Annotated in this window: 17 protein-coding genes; 15 read left to right on the forward strand and 2 right to left on the reverse strand. The window is 62.8% G+C overall.

Annotation, left to right across the window (positions count from 1 at the left end):
- Window positions 1–213: 213 nt before the first annotated feature.
- Window positions 214–708: a DUF1543 domain-containing protein gene (locus ACZRMO_RS23640; RefSeq protein WP_463974377.1), complete on the reverse strand. Its 495-nt coding sequence runs from the start codon at window positions 706–708 to the stop codon at window positions 214–216.
- Between the two features lie 106 nt (window positions 709–814).
- Here ACZRMO_RS23640 and ACZRMO_RS23645 point away from each other — a divergent pair, with 106 nt between their 5' ends.
- Complete coding sequence (locus ACZRMO_RS23645; RefSeq protein WP_463974378.1) at window positions 815–1,636, forward strand: aldo/keto reductase; 822 nt, start codon at window positions 815–817, stop codon at window positions 1,634–1,636.
- On the opposite strand, the gene ACZRMO_RS23650 is transcribed toward ACZRMO_RS23645, so the two are convergent.
- Window positions 1,633–2,148 carry an Hcp family type VI secretion system effector gene (locus ACZRMO_RS23650; protein WP_017737018.1) on the reverse strand — a complete coding sequence of 172 codons (516 nt, stop codon included), beginning with the start codon at window positions 2,146–2,148 and terminating at the stop codon, window positions 1,633–1,635. The genes ACZRMO_RS23645 and ACZRMO_RS23650 overlap by 4 nt on opposite strands.
- A gap of 479 nt (window positions 2,149–2,627) precedes the next feature.
- Here ACZRMO_RS23650 and tssA point away from each other — a divergent pair, with 479 nt between their 5' ends.
- From tssA to icmH, 14 genes are read left to right on the forward strand one after another with little or no spacing between them, the layout of a single operon-like run.
- Complete coding sequence (gene tssA / locus ACZRMO_RS23655; protein ID WP_463974379.1) at window positions 2,628–4,181, forward strand: type VI secretion system protein TssA; 1,554 nt, start codon at window positions 2,628–2,630, stop codon at window positions 4,179–4,181.
- A gap of 31 nt (window positions 4,182–4,212) precedes the next feature.
- On the forward strand, window positions 4,213–4,710 hold the full coding sequence (tssB, locus tag ACZRMO_RS23660; protein WP_463974380.1) for a type VI secretion system contractile sheath small subunit: 498 nt from the start codon (window positions 4,213–4,215) through the stop codon (window positions 4,708–4,710).
- 25 nt (window positions 4,711–4,735) lie between these two features.
- Window positions 4,736–6,211, forward strand: coding sequence for a type VI secretion system contractile sheath large subunit (tssC, locus tag ACZRMO_RS23665; RefSeq protein WP_463974381.1), 1,476 nt, complete (start codon window positions 4,736–4,738; stop codon window positions 6,209–6,211).
- Window positions 6,212–6,225: 14 nt separating this feature from the next.
- Complete coding sequence (gene tssE / locus ACZRMO_RS23670) at window positions 6,226–6,627, forward strand: type VI secretion system baseplate subunit TssE (protein ID WP_463974472.1); 402 nt, start codon at window positions 6,226–6,228, stop codon at window positions 6,625–6,627.
- Entirely contained in the window at window positions 6,617–8,386 is a 1,770-nt protein-coding gene (gene tssF, locus ACZRMO_RS23675) for a type VI secretion system baseplate subunit TssF (RefSeq protein WP_463974382.1), read from the forward strand. Before tssE ends, tssF begins: the two co-directional genes overlap by 11 nt.
- Window positions 8,350–9,357, forward strand: a complete 1,008-nt coding sequence (gene tssG, locus ACZRMO_RS23680; RefSeq protein ID WP_463974383.1) for a type VI secretion system baseplate subunit TssG — start codon at window positions 8,350–8,352, stop codon at window positions 9,355–9,357. The genes tssF and tssG overlap by 37 nt, the downstream gene beginning before the upstream one ends.
- A 12-nt stretch (window positions 9,358–9,369) precedes the next feature.
- Window positions 9,370–11,793: an AAA family ATPase gene (locus ACZRMO_RS23685; RefSeq protein ID WP_463974384.1), complete on the forward strand. Its 2,424-nt coding sequence runs from the start codon at window positions 9,370–9,372 to the stop codon at window positions 11,791–11,793.
- Window positions 11,790–13,307, forward strand: a complete 1,518-nt coding sequence (locus ACZRMO_RS23690; RefSeq protein WP_463974385.1) for a sigma-54 interaction domain-containing protein — start codon at window positions 11,790–11,792, stop codon at window positions 13,305–13,307. Before ACZRMO_RS23685 ends, ACZRMO_RS23690 begins: the two co-directional genes overlap by 4 nt.
- A gap of 24 nt (window positions 13,308–13,331) precedes the next feature.
- A complete protein-coding gene (locus tag ACZRMO_RS23695) occupies window positions 13,332–13,463 on the forward strand; it encodes a type VI secretion protein (RefSeq protein WP_124528541.1) in 132 nt (43 codons plus the stop codon).
- Between the two features lie 16 nt (window positions 13,464–13,479).
- On the forward strand, window positions 13,480–13,833 hold the full coding sequence (locus ACZRMO_RS23700; RefSeq protein WP_463974386.1) for an FHA domain-containing protein: 354 nt from the start codon (window positions 13,480–13,482) through the stop codon (window positions 13,831–13,833).
- Entirely contained in the window at window positions 13,820–14,590 is a 771-nt protein-coding gene (locus tag ACZRMO_RS23705) for a type VI secretion system-associated FHA domain protein (protein WP_463974387.1), read from the forward strand. Before ACZRMO_RS23700 ends, ACZRMO_RS23705 begins: the two co-directional genes overlap by 14 nt.
- A 5-nt stretch (window positions 14,591–14,595) precedes the next feature.
- Window positions 14,596–15,063, forward strand: a complete 468-nt coding sequence (tssJ, locus tag ACZRMO_RS23710) for a type VI secretion system lipoprotein TssJ (RefSeq protein WP_463974388.1) — start codon at window positions 14,596–14,598, stop codon at window positions 15,061–15,063.
- A 1-nt stretch (window position 15,064) separates the two neighbouring features.
- Window positions 15,065–16,393 (forward strand): type VI secretion system baseplate subunit TssK, encoded by a 1,329-nt coding sequence (gene tssK / locus ACZRMO_RS23715; protein ID WP_463974389.1) that lies wholly within the window; start codon window positions 15,065–15,067, stop codon window positions 16,391–16,393.
- Window positions 16,394–16,398: 5 nt separating this feature from the next.
- Entirely contained in the window at window positions 16,399–17,259 is an 861-nt protein-coding gene (gene icmH / locus ACZRMO_RS23720; protein WP_463974390.1) for a type IVB secretion system protein IcmH/DotU, read from the forward strand.
- Window positions 17,260–17,261 lie beyond the last annotated feature (2 nt).

Raw genomic sequence — 17,261 nt, forward strand, 5'->3', positions numbered from 1 at the left:
CACGGATTCAAGCCGGAGTGAGGGCATGCCGAGCCTAGGCGAGGCACCGAGTGTTGGGGCAAGAGCCCTTTGCTTACTTTGGGGCTTTTCCAAAGTGAGCCGCTGTAAGAGCGGAACCCTAAGTGGCCGTTACCTAAATAATGGATATGTACACAGACAGACCGCTATCGCAGGCAAGCCAGCTCCCACACAAGCCAGCTCCCACAGTTGCCATCAGGGCAGCACGATGTAGTCATTGTGCTGCACGATGGGTCGGTGCTGAGCTTGCTCCAGATGAATATAACGCCCATCCACCAAGTCAATCGGCAGGCAGTCATCAATATCCATCACCGCATCGGTATGGGCCTGAGACCAGTGCCGCAGCATCTGCTGTTTGCCCAGGGCTTTTGCTTCCCGAGCATTGCGCGCCACCACCAGCAAGTAGTGATGGGCTTCACCAAACGCGTTGGCTTCATAACCGCCCAGGTTGATGAAGTACAGGCGCTCGGCGCCGGCAGCGGGGGCCAGGTGGCTGAGCTGGATCTTCCAGCCGTCCACGCCATCCACCGCCATCCATGAATCAATGTGTACACCTTTGGGGCTGCCAAACCAGGCATCGCGCAATTGCGGGTAGGTGGCTTGCAGCGTATCCGCCACGGCGAATACCACATCGTGCACTTCGATCCTGGCTCGTGGGTGCTTGCCCCCGAGCATGACGACAAACAGCATTGCAGGTTCTTCCTGGCGACTTGGCAGGCGCCAACCATACTGCGATTGAACCCTTTTGTCCGGCCAATGCCACACTGTTTATCCGCGAACTCATCAGGAGGTTGTCATGCGTACCATTGATCTGGCCGGTGTTCCGGTCCCTGTTGTCGGCCAGGGCACCTGGCGCATGGGCGAGGACCCGAGCCAGCGCCGCGCCGAAGTCGCGGCGTTGCAACTGGGGATCGACGAGGGCATGAGCCTGATCGATACCGCCGAAATGTACGGTGAAGGCGGCGCCGAGGAGGTGGTCGGCGAAGCCATTCGTGGCAGGCGCGACCAGGTGTTCCTGGTGAGCAAGGTGTACCCGCACAACGCCAGCCGCAAGGGCGTGCCACGTGCCTGCGACGCCAGCCTGCAACGCCTGGGTACGGACTACATCGATCTGTATCTGCTGCACTGGCGTGGCCAGTATCCCTTGGAAGAAACCGTCGAAGCCTTCGAACGCTTGCGTGACGCCGGCAAGATCGGCCGCTGGGGTGTGTCCAACTTTGATGTGGCAGACCTTCAGGAACTCGCCGCCCCGGCGTGTGCCACCAATCAGGTGCTCTACAACATTGAAGAGCGCGGCATCGAATTCGACTTGCTGCCCTGGTGGCAGCAGCACCATCTACCGCTCATGGCGTACTGCCCGATTGCCCAGGGCGGCGCGCTGTTGGCCAGCCCCACCCTCAAGCAGATCGCCCGCCGTTATGACGTCACCCCGGCGCAGGTGTCCCTGGCCTGGGTGTTGCGCCAGGACGGCGTGATTGCCATCCCCAAGGCCGTGACCCCCGAGCATGTGCGGCTTAACGCCCGCGCCGCACAGCTGGTGCTGGATGAGCACGACCTGGAGGCCATCGACCGGGTATTTGGTGCGCCGAAGCGCAAGCACCCGTTGGCGATGGTCTAGCCGGCTACGGGCGTGCGCCAGTCGTCCGAGCCGGAAGTGCCGGCCACTTCGTGGGTCCAGACGATCTTGCGATAGGTGAAGTGCACGTCTTCGAGATGGGTGAAATGCGCATTCGCCGGGTCCTGGCAATTGGGCATGCGTGACTGGATATCGACGATGGTCGCGCCTTCCAGCTCGATGGTGAAGTAATGCTCCTGGGTGCCAGCCGAGGAGGTACGGAACCACTCCAGGCGGCACTTGACCTCTTCGCCCGCCGTGAGCGCGCTGAAGAGCAGGGGCGAGGACTTGTCGAAGATCTTGCTGATCATCAATGGCTTATGCACACGCTGCCCGGTGGGTTGGCCGGACTGCGGATCACGAGGAATGATCACCTGGTGGCTGAACGCCTGCACCAGGATCTGATCTTCGTGGCCTTCCTGGTAGATGTTGCCGACCGAGTCCTGGGTAAACGTGCCTGCTGTAATCAAACCTTGTTTGACACCGGTGATAGAGAGATACGCGGGTGTTGGCATGTCGCTTTCCTTGTCTGGTTTTTAAGAGTTTCCACGCGGCGGAGGGTGCCGGGTGGGCAAGGTCCTATAACAAGAAGCGTGCCTGAAAGTGCAGGGGCTAATGAAATAAGGGGTGGCGGGTTAGTTGGGAGTTAGTTGAGGAGTAAGTGGGCGGGTTTTGGAAAGTATTTGCTCGGATTGACTGCGCAGTAGTGCGCAGTTAATTGCTCATCTCGTGGCGCTGAGTTTTTAAATGGTTTGCGAGTTTTTTGACGAGTTTTGCGTTGTTCAAGCTGCGCAAGAATTTGCGCATAGCCTTGTTTTATAAGGGTTGTAGGATATTCCTTAACCCCGGTTGCGTTGCTTGCCCAATGGTGTTTGCGTGGCTAAGGTTTGCGAGCTTCGCAGCGATTCAGCGAAGTTGATGCGGTGCGCTGATCTCGCGTTTAAATCGATGATTAGTTTGCCCGCCCTGCCTTTAATCGTCGTCGTGGCTGCGCATGATCTACTCCGATAAATTGCTCGATTATTACCTTGAAATGGCGCGCTCGCCTTGCTCGGCGGCGACGTTCGCCGGCAGTGACATGCGTTTTTCAAGTGAATATGAAGCCCTGGAGTTCGAGCTGGCCAAGGCGCAATCGATACATGGCAGCGGCCAGCCGGATTGGCAGAAGGTCAGGGACGTCGCTGAGGGGGTGTTGCGCCATCACTCAAAGGATTTGCGCGTCGCAGTGTGGTTGACCTGGGCGCTGCATCAGTGCGAATCCTTCCCAGGGTTGCTCGCGGGCCTGGGGTTGCTGCGTGATCTCTGCGAGCGGCATTGGGGCGAGGTTTATCCCGCCAAGCCGCGTACCCGTGCAGCGGCCTTTGGCTGGCTGGTGCTGCGCCTGGAGCCGCTGTGCCTGCAAAACCTGGCGCTGCACCCGCAACGTCCGTTATTCCAAGCCATCCTTGAACACCTCACGCAGCTCGATGAACTCTGGTCGGGGCACCTGGGGGAGGACGCACCGTTGTTGCTGCCAGTGCGCCGGCAGTTGGCGGAACATCTGGAGCGCGCCGCACAAGCAGCGCCCGAGCCCGGCGCAGTGGGTGCGGTGATTGCCCAGCTCAAGCACGCCACCACCCAATTGCTCGCGCCGGAACCTGCAATCGACAGCGAAAAAGCCGCGCACAAACGGCTGCGTGTCTTGCAGGATCAAGCCCGACCGCTGTGCGCCTGGTGGTTGCGTCAGGATGCCACCGACTTGCGCGCCCTGCGCCTGAGCCGCGCCATGGCCTGGCTGACGCTGGTGGGCTACCCGGATGCCGACGGTGAGCGCATCACCACCCTGCGCGGCCCCACGTCAGACAAACTCCAGCGCTATCAGGAGCGCTTCGACCAGGGGCATTACGCCGACTTGTTGCTTGAGCTTGAAGCCAGCCTCGCGACGGCGATGTTCTGGTTCGATGGCCTGCGCCGGGTCTGGGAGTGCCTCGCCGCGTTGCAGGCCGCAGCGGCGATGGCCGAACTTGAGGCCGACTTTGCCCAGTTACTCAAGCGTTTGCCGAACCTGCCCGAGCTGCGCTTTCACGACGGCAGGCCCTTTGCCGAAGCGGCCACCCGTGACTGGATCACGCTTCACGTCGAACGCCATATGCGCAAGCCCGAGCCGCACAAGGTAGCCATCGATGCCACGGCGCAGCCTTGGGAGACCGCCCTGCAGCAGGTCATGCCCGTATTGCGCAAGGACGGACTCAAGGCTGCCGTCAACCAACTCAACCAAGGCGTGCGCACCGCCGTCAGTGAGCGTGAGCGTTTCCAGTGGCGCCTGGCCGTGGCCCGGTTGTGTGTGCTGGCAGGCAAACACGAGCTGGCGAAGGTCCAGCTCGAGCAACTCGACCAAGAACTGCAACACGCCGGGCTCGAGCGCTGGGAGCCGGCGCTGGCCCTGCAGGTCGCGCAATTGCTGTACCGCTGTTGCGACCTCTTGCCGCAAAGCCAGGCCGTGCGCGAACGCAAGGAAGACACCCATCGCAGGTTGTGCCGTTTCGATCTGGAAGCGGTACTTGAATAGGCTTTCGAGCCACAAAAAAAGGAGAAACACCATGGCCAAAGAAGGTTCGGTTGCGCCTAAGGAGCGCATCAATATTACGTTCAAACCGGCGCTTGGCGGTGCTCAGGAAGAGGTCGAGCTGCCGTTGAAATTGCTGGTGCTGGGGGATTTCACCGGGCGTGAGGACCTGCGCAAGCTGGAAGACCGCAAGCCCATCGGCATCGACAAACACACCCTGGACGAGGTGCTCGCCAAGCAGGCGTTGAGCCTCACCCTCTGCGTGCCCAATCGCCTGCAGGACGAGGCCGACCCGCAAGAGCTGGGCATAGCCGTGCGCATCAACTCAATGAAGGACTTCAACCCCGCGAGCCTGGTCGAGCAGGTCCCGGAGTTGCAAAAACTGATGGCCCTGCGTGAAGCGTTGATGGCGCTCAAGGGCCCGCTGGGCAATACACCGAGTTTTCGCCACGCCATTGAACAGGCGTTGGCCGACGACGATTCCCGCGCGCGGGTCTTGGCTGAGCTTGGACTGAGCAGCCCTGACGCCTGATTTTTCAGTAAAAGGACACTGATGCATGAGCACCCAAACACAGCCGCAGCACCTGCAACCCACCGGCGAACGCAGCATCCTTGACGGCATCATCGCCCAGACGCTGTGGAACGCCGATGATGAGGCCTATGGCATTGCCAAGCGCGGTGTCGCCGCGTTTATTGCAGAGTTGGTCAAGCCGCATAACAACGGTGAACCGGTGAAGAAACGCCTGGTGGACCGGATGATCAGCGAGATCGACACCAAGCTCAGCCGGCAAATGGACGAAATTCTCCACCATCCCGAGTTCCAGGCGCTGGAGGCGGCGTGGAAAGGCTTGCAACTGCTGGTCGAACGCACCGACTTTCGTGAAAACATCAAGATCGAGCTGTTGAACGTCGCCCGCCAGGACTTGCTCGACGACTTCGAAGACTCGGCGGAAATCACCCAGTCCGGGCTGTACAAACACATCTACAGCGCTGAATACGGCCAGTTTGGCGGCCAGCCCGTGGGCGCGATCATTGCCAATTACTACCTGTCGCCCAGTGCCCCTGACGTCAAGCTGATGCAGTACGCGTCCAGCGTTGCCTGCATGGCCCATGCGCCCTTTATCGCGTCTGCGGGGCCGGGTTTCTTTGGCCTCGAAAGCTTCACCGGGTTGCCGGACCTCAAGGACCTCAAGGACCATTTCGAAGGCCCGCAGTTTGCCAAATGGCAGAGCTTTCGCCAAAGCGAGGATGCGCGCTACATCGGCCTGACGGTGCCGCGTTTCTTGTTGCGCACGCCCTACGACCCTCTCGAATGCCCGGTGAAGACCTTTGTGTATCAGGAGAACGTGGTCCACAGCCACGAACACTACCTGTGGGGCAATACCGCCTATGCCTTCGCCACGCGCCTGACCGACAGCTTTGCGCGGTTTCGTTGGTGCCCGAACATCATCGGCCCACAAAGCGGCGGTGCGGTGGAGGACTTGCCGCTGCACCATTTCCAGAGCATGGGCGAAATCGAAACCAAGATTCCCACCGAAGTACTGGTCTCCGACCGCCGTGAATACGAGTTGGCCCAGGAAGGCTTCATCGCCCTGACCATGCGCAAGGGCAGTGACAACGCCGCGTTCTTTTCCGCCAGTTCGGTGCAGAAACCCAAGCACTTCGGCATCAGCGCCGAAGGCAAGGACGCGGAGTTGAACTACCGCCTGGGCACGCAATTGCCCTACATGATGGTGGTCAACCGCCTGGCGCATTACCTCAAGGTATTGCAGCGCGAACAGCTGGGCTCGTGGAAGGAACGTGCCGACCTGGAGTTGGAGCTGAACAAGTGGATCCGCCAGTACGTCGCCGACCAGGAAAACCCCAGCGCCGAAGTGCGTGGGCGACGCCCATTGCGGGCTGCGCGGATTGTCGTCAGTGACGTGGAAGGCGAACCCGGCTGGTATCGCGTCAACCTGAGCGTGCGACCGCACTTCAAGTACATGGGGGCGGACTTCACCCTGTCCCTGGTCGGCAAGCTCGACAAAACATGAGCGCCAGCCAAGGGATGACCGATCACCGCAGCCTGTTCGAGCGCCTGGCACGGCCGGAGGCCGCCCAAGCCTCCCGCGTGGCCTGCATCGCCACACACCTGGGGAACATGCTCAGCACCCGCGCCGGCAGCGTGCAGACACGGCCGGACTACGGGTTGCCCGACTTCAACGACATGCGTTGCAGCCTGCATGAGTCGTTGAGCCAGTCACGGCGGCAGATCGAGGGTTTTATCCAGGCCTGCGAGCCACGGCTGGCGAATGTCCACGTCAGGCTGTTGCCCCGTGATCGCGACCCCTTGGTCCTCGCGTTTGTAATTGACGCGCTGCTGACCGTCAACGGCGTCACCCAGCCCGTCGCATTCCGCGCGCAATTGGGTGAGGCCGGGCGGGTCGAGGTGTTGCCCGATGGCCTTTAACCGCTATTACCAAAGTGAACTCAGCGCCCTGCGCCAGCTTGGGCGGCGTTTCTCTGAGCGCAACCCGGCCCTGGCGCCGTTCCTCGCCGACGCCGGGCAAGACCCGGATGTGGAACGGTTGCTGGAAGGCTTTGCGTTTCTCACCGGTCGTCTGCGCCAGAAGCTCGACGATGAACTGCCCGAGCTGAGTCACTCGCTGATGCAATTGTTGTGGCCCAACTATATGCGGCCGGTGCCGGCATTCAGCATCTTGCAGTTCGACCCGCTCAAGCACGCCGGGCCTGGCGTCGAGGTGGCGCGGGATACGGTCGTGGAGAGCGTGGTGGTGAATGGCGCACGCTGCCGTTTCCGCACCTGCTACACCACCCATGTCATGCCGCTGCAGATCGGCGCGCTGGACTATGTTGCCCAAGGCGAGCGCGGGTTGTTGAGCCTGCGCCTGGACATGAGCGCCGACGGTGATTTCAGCATGCTGGCCGTCGACGTCCTGCGCCTGCATCTGGCCGGCGACCGCTACATCAGCCAAGGGGTGTACCTCAGCCTGTTGCGTCACCTGGAAGGTATCGAACTGTTGCCGTTGGACGCGGACGGGGTGCCGCTCAACAGTGGGGACGGGCAAGCGATGGTCTTGCGACTGCGTCCGCAGCAGGTGCAACCCGTCGGTTTTGCCGAGGATCAGGCGTTGATCCCGTATCCGCAAAACACCTTTCGCGGCTATCGCCATTTGCAGGAGTACTTCGTCTTTCCCGAGAAGTATCTGTTTGTCGACATCGGCGGGCTTGAAGTCGTCCACACGTTACCCACCCACGTGCTGAACGCCACGCGCAGCCTGTTGCTGCGCTTTGCCCTGGATATTCGCGGGCACGCGCCGCCGCCGCCGACCCTGGACAACGTGAAGCTGTATTGCACGCCCATCGTCAACCTGTTCCAGCACGACGCGGTGCCGGTGCGGCTGGACGCCAGGCAGGACGAGTACCTGCTGCTGCCGGGGGAATATGCCCCAGGCAATGCCAGTGTGTTTTCCGTGGACACGGTGACCGGCTGGCGCCCGGGAGGCTTGGGCTACCAGGCTTACGTGCCGTTCGAATCCTTTGAACATGATGGCGATGCTGCGAGCTATACCGTTCGCCAGCGTGCTTCGGCGCAGCATGCCGGGCTGGATACCTGGCTGGCAGTCGGCCATGGGCACGGCCATGAGCAGGAAACACTGTCGGTCGAGCTGACCTGTACCAACCACAACCTGCCACGGCAACTGCAGGTGGGCGATATCCGCCAGGCCTGCGAGCAGACGCCGGCATTTGTCACCTTCCGCAATATCAGCGTGCCGACTCCCAGCCTTGCGCCGCCCCTGGACCAGGATTTCCTGTGGAAATTGATCAGCCACATGTCGCTCAACTACCTGTCGCTGACCGATATCAACGCGCTCAAAGTGATCCTCGAAACTTACGACCTGCCGCGTTATCACGACCGGCAGGCGCAGAAAATCAGCCGGCGCCGCCTGGACGCATTGCGTTCGATCCGCCACGAAGCGGTCGATCGCCTGCATCACGGCTTGCCATTTCGCGGGTTGCGCGTCGACCTGTGCATCGAGCCCCAGGGCTTTCTCGGCCAAGGTGAAGTGTTTGTGTTCGCCTCGGTGCTCAATGAGTTTTTCGCGCTGTACGCCAGCCTCAACTCGTACCACGAACTGCGAGTGATCAGCACACAAGGAGATGTGTACCTATGGCCACCCCGGATGGGCCAACAACCCCAGCTTTAAACACACTGACCCGCACCATTCGTGAGTACTCGCTGTACCAGGCGGTGCTGCAAGTGGTCGGTCACTTGCGCGTAGCCCATCCCTTGATGGATGAGGACGCGCTGTACGACCAACTGGAGTTTGTCGCCAACCCTGGCTTGGGTTTTCCCGGGCAGGACATTGACCGCGTGGAGTTCTTCCACGAACACGGGCAACTGCGTGCGCGCCTGCGCCTGAATGTCCTCGGGCTGTTTGGCGCGGGTTCGCCGCTGCCGGCGTTTTATGGCGAACAGGCCTGTGCCGAGCAAACAGGCGGCAACGCGACGCGGGATTTTCTCAACCTGTTTCAACACCGCCTGCAACGGTTGCTGTTGCCGATCTGGCGCAAATACCGCTATCACGCGCGGTTTCGCAGCGGCGCCGGCGATGCCTTCTCCGAGCAGATGTTTGCCTTGGTGGGCTTGGGCGGGCCGGCGATACGCCAGGCCACGCCACTCGATTGCAAGCGCTTGCTGCCGTACCTCGGGCTGTTGAGTCTGCGTGCGCATTCGGCGGCGTTGGTCGAGACGGTGCTGCGTTACTACTTCAAGCACGAGCGCTTGTTCATCGAACAGTGGGTGGCGCGCAGCGTGTCGATCGAGCCGCCGCAGCGCAACCGCTTGGGCCTTGCCAACCATGGGCTGGGCCTGGACCTGGTGTTGGGCGAACGCGTGGCCGACCGAGGCGGCAAATTCCGGGTGCATATCGTTGGGCTCGATTGGCAGCGTTTTCACGAATTCTTGCCGTTCGGCACGGGTTACCCGGCGTTGTGCGCCCTGGTGCGGCTGACCGTACGCGACCCGTTGGCCTATGACCTGCGCCTGGTGTTGGCCGCAGGCGAGATCCGCGCGTTGCATATCGGCGCACGCAATGTGTGTCGCCTGGGCTGGACCACTTGGCTGGCGCACGAGCGCGCCGACGGCGCGGTCACGCTGGCCGGCAATGATCAATAGGGAGCAAGGGTGATGATGAATATCGATTTGCAACAACTGATCCAGACCTTGACCTCCCGCACGCGCGGCGACCTGGAGCGGGCAGCCGAGCGTTGCGTCAACCGCGGTGGCCGGGACGTGTTGGTGGAAGATCTGCTGCTGGTGCTGTTGGAGTATCCCGCCGGTTTGGTGGACAAGGCCCTGATGGATGCCGGAGTTCCCGCGAGTGAACTGCATGCCGTGCTGCAACCCAAGAGCGAGAGGCATGCGACGCGAAATCCGGTGTTCGCCCAACCTCTGGTGCGCTGGTTGCAGCAAGCGTCGATGGTGGCCCATGTCGAGCTGGGACAGCCCGAGGTCGGTCACGGCGCATTGCTGCTGGCGCTGCTGCGCCACCCGCTGGAGCATGCGGGCAACGCTTATCAACGCTGCCTGGCACGCCTGGATGTGGCGCGCGTGCGCGACTTTATTCTGAGCCAAGCCCCCGCCCGTGAGCACGTGGTGGCGGGATCGATGCTGCAACGGTTTACCCATGACCTGACGCAACAGGCTCGTGAAGGGCGGATCGACCCGGTGCTGTGCCGCGACGGGGAAATCCGGCAGTTGATCGACATCCTGATGCGCCGCCGCAAAAACAACCCGATCCTGGTCGGCGAGGCCGGCGTGGGCAAAACCGCCGTCGTCGAAGGGCTGGCCTTGCGTGTGGCCGCCGCGCAGGTGCCAGCCCCGCTCCAGGAAGTGCGCCTGTTGACCCTGGACATGGGCTTGCTGCAAGCCGGTGCGAGCCTGCAGGGTGAATTTGAACGGCGCCTCAAAGGCGTGATAGACGAGGTCCACGCTTCGCCGCAGGCGGTGATCCTGTTTGTCGATGAAGCGCATACCCTGGTGGGGGCGGGTGGTCCGGCAGGTGGCAGCGATGCGGCCAACCTGCTCAAGCCGGCATTGGCCCGAGGTGAGCTGCGGACCATCGCGGCCACCACCTGGTCGGAGTACAAACGGCACATCGAAAAAGACCCTGCCTTATCCAGGCGTTTTCAGCCGGTACTGGTCAATGAGCCGAGCGTTGGCGAAGCCGTGTCGATCCTGCGCGGGCTCGTGCCGGTGTATGAGGCCAGCCATGGCGTATACGTGCGTGACGACGCGGTGGTCGCCGCCGCCCATATGAGCGCGCGTTATCTGGCGGGACGCCAGTTGCCGGACAAGGCCGTGGATGTGCTGGATACCGCGTGCGCCAGGCTGCGTACGCAACTGGCGATGCCCACTGAGGCGGTGCAGCAGTTGCACGCCGAGCGGGCAGAAGCCATGCGCCAGCAAGGGGCGTTGACCCGCGATGCCGACGCCGGGTTACCCGTCGACCACGCGGCCTTGCACGGCGTGACTCAGCGCTTGAAGGCAATCGGACAGGCGCGTGAGGCGTTGCCGCAAGACGAACAAGCGTCGATCAAGGCCGAAGTCTGCCCCCGCCTGATCGCTGAAGTTATCAGCGCCTGGACCGGCATTCCCGTGGCACAGATCGCCCTGGAACACAGTGCAAAGGTCATGGGTTTCGCCGACGCCTTGCGCGCACGCATCTTCGGTCAGGAGCACGCCGTGCAGACCCTCGACCGCAGCCTGCGGGCGGTCGCGGCAGGTCTGAACAATGCCGATTCGCCGGTGGGCGTGTTCCTGTTGGTCGGCCCCAGCGGAGTAGGCAAGACCGAAACCGCATTGGCCCTGGCGGACCTGTTGTATGGCGGCGAGCGTTTTGTGACCACCATCAACATGTCCGAGTATCAGGAGAGGCACTCACTGTCGCGCTTGATCGGAGCACCGCCTGGCTATGTGGGCTACGGCGAAGGCGGCGTGCTGACGGAGGCGGTGCGCCAGCGCCCGTATTCGGTGATTCTGCTTGATGAGGTCGAGAAGGCCGACCCGGAGGTGTTGAACCTGTTTTACCAGGTCTTCGACAAGGGCCGCGCCAATGACGGCGAGGGCCGGGCGATTGATTTTCGCAATACGCTGATCCTGATGACGTCCAACCTTGGCAGCGAGCGTATCGGCGCGCTGTGTGCCGGCGGCCGACGTCCCGCCATCGAGGCGCTGCACGCGGCGATCCAGCCGGAGTTGCGCGCGCACTTCAAACCGGCGTTGCTTGCGCGCATGCGTGTGGTGCCTTACTACCCGATTGCCGGTGAAGGACTGCATGACGTCACCCGTCTCAAGCTTGGGCGCCTGGGCCAGCGCTTGCAGCAACGCAAACTGGCGTTTACCTACACCGCCGAACTGGTTGCGCACATGGCTGAGCGCTGCGTGCATAGCGACAGCGGCGCCCGCTACATCGACCAATGGATCGAGAGCCAGTTGCTGGCGCAGATGGCGGATCAATTGCTGGCCGCGATGTCGGCTGGCGAATGCCTCGCCCACGTCCACGCGCGGTTGGACGAACACGGCGCGCCGGTCTGTGAGTTCAGCCAATGACGCAGACGTTATTCAGCCAACTGCCGCAACCCTTGGCCTATGCCGAAACCCTGCTGGACTGGATCAGCCGCCTGGGGCTTGAACACGATGAAAGCCGTTTGCCGAACCTGTGCGTGGCTGCTGCCGCACAACTGAGCGAGTGTGAACTCAGCCAATTGTATTGGCGGGATGCAACGAGCGGGCGGCTGGTGCTGCTTGCCCAGCACGCAAGCGACGCACAGCCGCTGGGCGACAGGGACTTCCAGCACGAGCAACTGTTGCAGTGTGTCGTCAATCAGCGCGTCGCCCTGTGCCTCGACGATGTGCACGGCAGCGTCTATAACCGCGCGTTCCTGCCAGCAGCGTCGACACCCTGGCGTGCCTTGGCCTGTGTGCCGCTGCTAAACCCGAGCCAGGCAATCATCGGCGTGTTGCTGTGCGCCAGCCAGCGCACGGCGGCATTGCAGGGCTACACCGCATCGCTGGCGCAACTGGGCAGTTTTGCCCTGAACCAACGGGCGCTGTTGCGGCGTATGCCGCCGGTCCATACAGGCGTGCTGTCCGAGGCGAATGCGCCAACGACCGGCACCTATGGCCTGATCGGCACCAGTGCGGCGATGCAAGACACTTGCCGCTTGATCGGCAAGGTCCTGCATACCCCTTACACCGTATTGCTGCGCGGTGAAACCGGCACGGGCAAGGAAGTGGTGGCGCGCGCCATTCACGCCAGCGGCTCGCGCCGGGCCCAGGCATTTGTGGTGCAGAACTGCGCCGCGTGCCCGGAAGGGCTGCTGGAAAGCGAGCTGTTTGGCTATCGCAAAGGTGCGTTCACCGGCGCCGACCGCAATCACGCCGGGCTGTTTGACGCAGCGCACGGCGGCACGTTGCTGCTCGATGAAATCGGTGACATGCCACTGGCATTGCAAGCCAAGTTGCTGCGGGTGTTGCAGGAAGGCGAGGTGCGCCCACTGGGGGCCAGCAGCGCCCATAAGGTCGATGTGCGCATCATCGCTGCGACCCATCGGGACCTTGCGGCCATGGTGGCCGTGGGCAGCTTTCGCGAGGACCTGTACTACCGTCTGGCGCAGTTCCCCATCGAATTGCCCGCCCTGCGTGCGCGGGACGGCGATGTGCTGTTACTGGCCCGGCACTTTGCTGACAACGCCTGTTCGCTGCTGGGCAAGGCGCCGGTGGCCTGGTCAGGCGCTGCCGTCGATCAACTGTCGAGCCACCGCTTTCCGGGCAACGTGCGCGAACTCAAGTGCCTGGTGGAGCGCGCGGTGTTGCTGAGTGACGACGGCGTGATCCTGCCGGCGCACCTCTCGCTGGCACCCGACTCGCCGGTGACGGTGGTCGACGCCACGCTGCGCCAGCGCCTGGAGCGGGTCGAGCGCGTGGTCCTGATTGATTGCCTGCACAAGAACCGCGGTAACCGCACGCGCACCGCGCGTGAGTTGGGCGTCGCGCGGCGCACGCTGCTGTATCGCCTTGCCCGCCTGAATATTCCCCTCGGTGATGCCCAGGCGGAATGCTGAATGAATCCTCTAGGGAGATACCCAATGCCTGATCGTTGGTGGCGAGCCTTGGTGCTTGCGGTTTTTTTACTGGGCGGCTGCAACGCCAATTACGTCTTTGATGACGGTGACTACCGCCCGTTGGGCGATCCACAGGTGAGCCGCCGTGGCCAGTGAGTCGGGGAGGTCATTCATGCAATTAGTGTTAGAGGTGTGCAGCGGCGGCCAAGCCGACCCATCGGCCCACAAGGCGTTTGCTGGCGCCGGTGGTGTGATCGGGCGGGGCAGCGATTGTGATTGGGTGCTTCCCGACGCCAGCCGCGTGTTGTCCAGCCACCATGGCCTGGTCAGCTACCGGGACGGGCGCTATTTCCTCACCGATATCAGCAGTAACGGTATCGGCGTGGCGGGCAGCGCCGAACGCTTGCGCCGGGGGCAACCGTGGCCGATCCACGATGGCAACGTCTTCGAATTGGGGGCCATTGGCGCTGCGTGCGCGGTTGACGGCGCCGCGGCAGCGGCTCGCCGAGCCTGTGCCTATTCCTGACGATGGCTTCCTGGCGCCGACCCCGCTGCCGTTGATCGAGGATGAGTGGGTGGCTGATGACGCGACGCAACCCTGCACGGAGCACGGTACGCCGCAATGGGATCACCTGCTGACGCCGACCCTCACCGCGCCTGCGGACGAAGCCGCTGCGCCGTTACCCGTTGCAACTGCGGCGCCGAGCCATGACGCGTTCTGGGCGCACTTCGCGCAGGCGTTGGGTAGCGATATGTCGACGCTCGACACCGCGCGCCGCGAGGCATTGGCGATCAAGGTCGCGGGCTTGCTCAAGCACACCCTCGATGACCTGCAACAGTGCCTGCGTACCCAAGAGGCGCTGAAAGGCGAGTTGAACCTGGCGCCGCTCGACAACCATTGCCAAGGGCACAACACCCTGCAGGACATGCACGTGTTGTTGGGTGATGGCGGGGTGGGCGAACTGCCCGCGCAACAGGCCGTGACCCAGGCGTTCCGCGACCTGCAAGCCCATCAAGTGGCGATGCTGGCGGCGTGCCGGGCCGCCGTGCGGGGTGCACGGCAGGCGTTTGCACCGGATCAGCTGCAACGCTGCTTTGTACGTCAGGGCAAACCGCCAAGGTTCTTCAGGGATGGCGCGCATTGGCGTGCGTATCAACGGTATTACCAGCAGTTGATCGACGACGAGCCGTCGGCCGAGCCTGCGCTTGGCCGTGATTTTCTCGCGGCCTACAAGGATCAGGTGCGCCTGATCGCGACCTTGCATGCGAACTACCCAGGATGATGTCCATGTATCGAACTTCCATGGTGACCCTGCTGGCAATGCTGCTGGCAGGTTGCAGCGCGTTGTCGCCGCTTTCGTCGCTGACCAAGCTGGACCTGACACTGGCCGCCGGCGAGCGGCTCAACCCGGACCTGCATGGCCGTCCCTCGCCGGTGGTGGTGCGCCTGATCGAACTGCGGCACCCGGTAGCGTTTGAAAACAACGACTTTTTTAGCCTTTACGAGCGGGCAGAGCAGGTACTGCCCAAGGACTGGGTGGCCGCTGAAGAGCTGGAACTGCGCCCGGGTGAACGGCGGCTACTCAAGCTCAGCGTTGAGCCGCATAGCCGCTACGTGGGGGTACTGGCGGCCTATCGAGACCTCCCGCACGTGCAATGGCGCTGGGTGCTGCCCGTCAGCCCGCAGCGGCGTACGCAGGCCGAGTTGCTGCTGGACGAGACGGGTGTACGCCAAGTCGGCGTGGGGGAGGGTTGAGATGCTGGTTCATAAAGTCGTCTGGCAAGAAGGCATGCTCTTGCGGCCTCAACACCTGCAACACAACGATCGCCACTACCAGCAGCAGCTCAGCTGGACCCGCCTGCTGGTCCCGGATGCCTGGGGCTTCTTGAGCCTGGCGATGGATTTGCAGTACCTGCACCTGGGCAAGATCGTGGTCAGCCAGGCCACTGGCGTGCTGCCGGATGGCAGCTTGTTCGAGCTGGGTGCAGGGGCGCCACCGCTGGTCTTGCAAGTCGCGGCCAACACCGGTCAGCAAGGGATCTACCTGGCATTGCCATTGGCCAGCGGCACACAGGTCGACACCCGGCGGCCGGAGCAGGTCGATGTGTTGGCGCGCTATATCAGCTGTGAAGTGCAGGCCCCTGATTCCAATGCCGGCAGTGAGTCCCAGTGCCGGCTCGATTGCGCGCGCCCGGATCTGCGCCTGGTTGCCGGGGAGCAACACAGTGACCAGACGCTGGTCACGCTCCAGGTTGCCCAGGTGATGGCGTGCACCAGCGAAGGGGGCGTGACCCTGGATTCGGACTTTAGCCCGACCTTTATCTACCTCCAGCAACACGGCTACCTGGCATCGTGCCTGAGCGAAGTGATCAGCCTGCTGGCCAGCCGCGGCGAGGCGCTTGCCACGCGTATTCGTGGCAACGGCGGGGCGCCCGGGACGCAGATCGGGGATTTCCTCATGCTGCAACTGATCAACCGCACCGAACCTGTCCTGCGCCATTACGCGCACCAGTCCAAGGTACGCCCGGAGACCCTGTACCGCGAGCTGTTGGCGATGCTCGGCGAGTTATCGACCTTCGCCAATGACAGCAAGCGTTGCCCTCTGCAACTGCACTACCAGCACAGCGATCAGGGTGCGAGCTTTCGCGGGCTGATGGAGGCTATTCGCAGCCTGCTGTCGATGGTGCTGGAGCAGCAGGCCATCGAGTTGGCCTTGCAGGCGCGCCAGTACGGGGTGTTGGTATGCCCGGTCAGCGAGCTGAAATTGCTCGGCGTTGCGACGTTCATCCTCGCCGCGAGCGCCCAGTGCGACGGCGACACCTTGCGCACTCGCTTGCCGGCCCACCTCAAGATCGGCGCCGTGGAGCGAATCCGTGAGCTGGTCAACCTGCACTTGCCGGGTATCCGCCTCAAGCCGCTGCCGGTGGCGCCAAGGCAGATCCCGTTCCGTGCCGACAAAACCTATTTCTTGCTTGAACTCAGTGCCCGTGACACCGCGCAGCTGGAGCAATCGGGCGGCTTTGCCTTCCATGTCAGCGGCGAGTTTGCCGAGTTGCAGCTGAACTTCTGGGCGATCAGGAATTGAACACCATGACCATGGATAGCGAATACCCGCCGGATGAAAAAACCATCTTGCTCGACCGCGAAGGCCACGGGCCGGCACAGCGGGCAATGACAGACCACCCATCGCCGCCGCGCTTCGAGCAGTTGGCAGACCGGATGATCTACGCCGCCCGCTTGCCCGGTGCGCATAGCTTCAACGTGGGTCTCAACACGTTGGTGGCCGCGGCCTGGGCAGTATTGGCCGAGGCCGCTCAGCTCAAGAGCCATGTCGGTCGCGAGAGCCTGGGCGCGCTGAATGAGCGCCTGGTGTTGGCGATCACGCAGTTCGAGCAGCGCGCCTTGCATGAGGGGGTGGAGAGCGTCGAGGTCAACTCGGCCCGCTACGTGTTGTGTGCGGTGCTGGATGAGGCGGTGGTCACGGCGCAGTGGGACAGTCATGGCGACTGGTCGAAGATCAGCCTGTTGAGCCGCTTTCACCATGAAACCTTGGGCGGCGAAAGGTTTTTCACCTTGTTGGAACGACTGTCCCGCGACCCGATCAAGCACGTGGCGATGCTGGAGCTGATGTACCTGTGCCTGGCGATCGGCTTCGAAGGCAAATACCGCGTCGTGGAGCGCGGGGTGGTGCAGCTCGAAGCCGTGCGCGATGGCCTGTATCGACAGATCCGGCATGTGCGCGGCGAGCCTGCGCCACCGGTGCCAGCACCTGCGCTGCGCAGGCGCAATCGGCGGTTACGCGGGTTTTCCACGCCGTGCTTGGCGGTGTGTGTCCTGGCCTGTCTGCTGGCCATGTACACGGGGTTTGCCTGGGTCCTGGGCAACGAGCGCGTGACGGCGCTGGAATCTTTTCATCCTATGGCGCCGGCCCTGACGCGGACGCCCTTGTAACG

The organism is Pseudomonas sp. B611 (assembly GCF_055407965.1).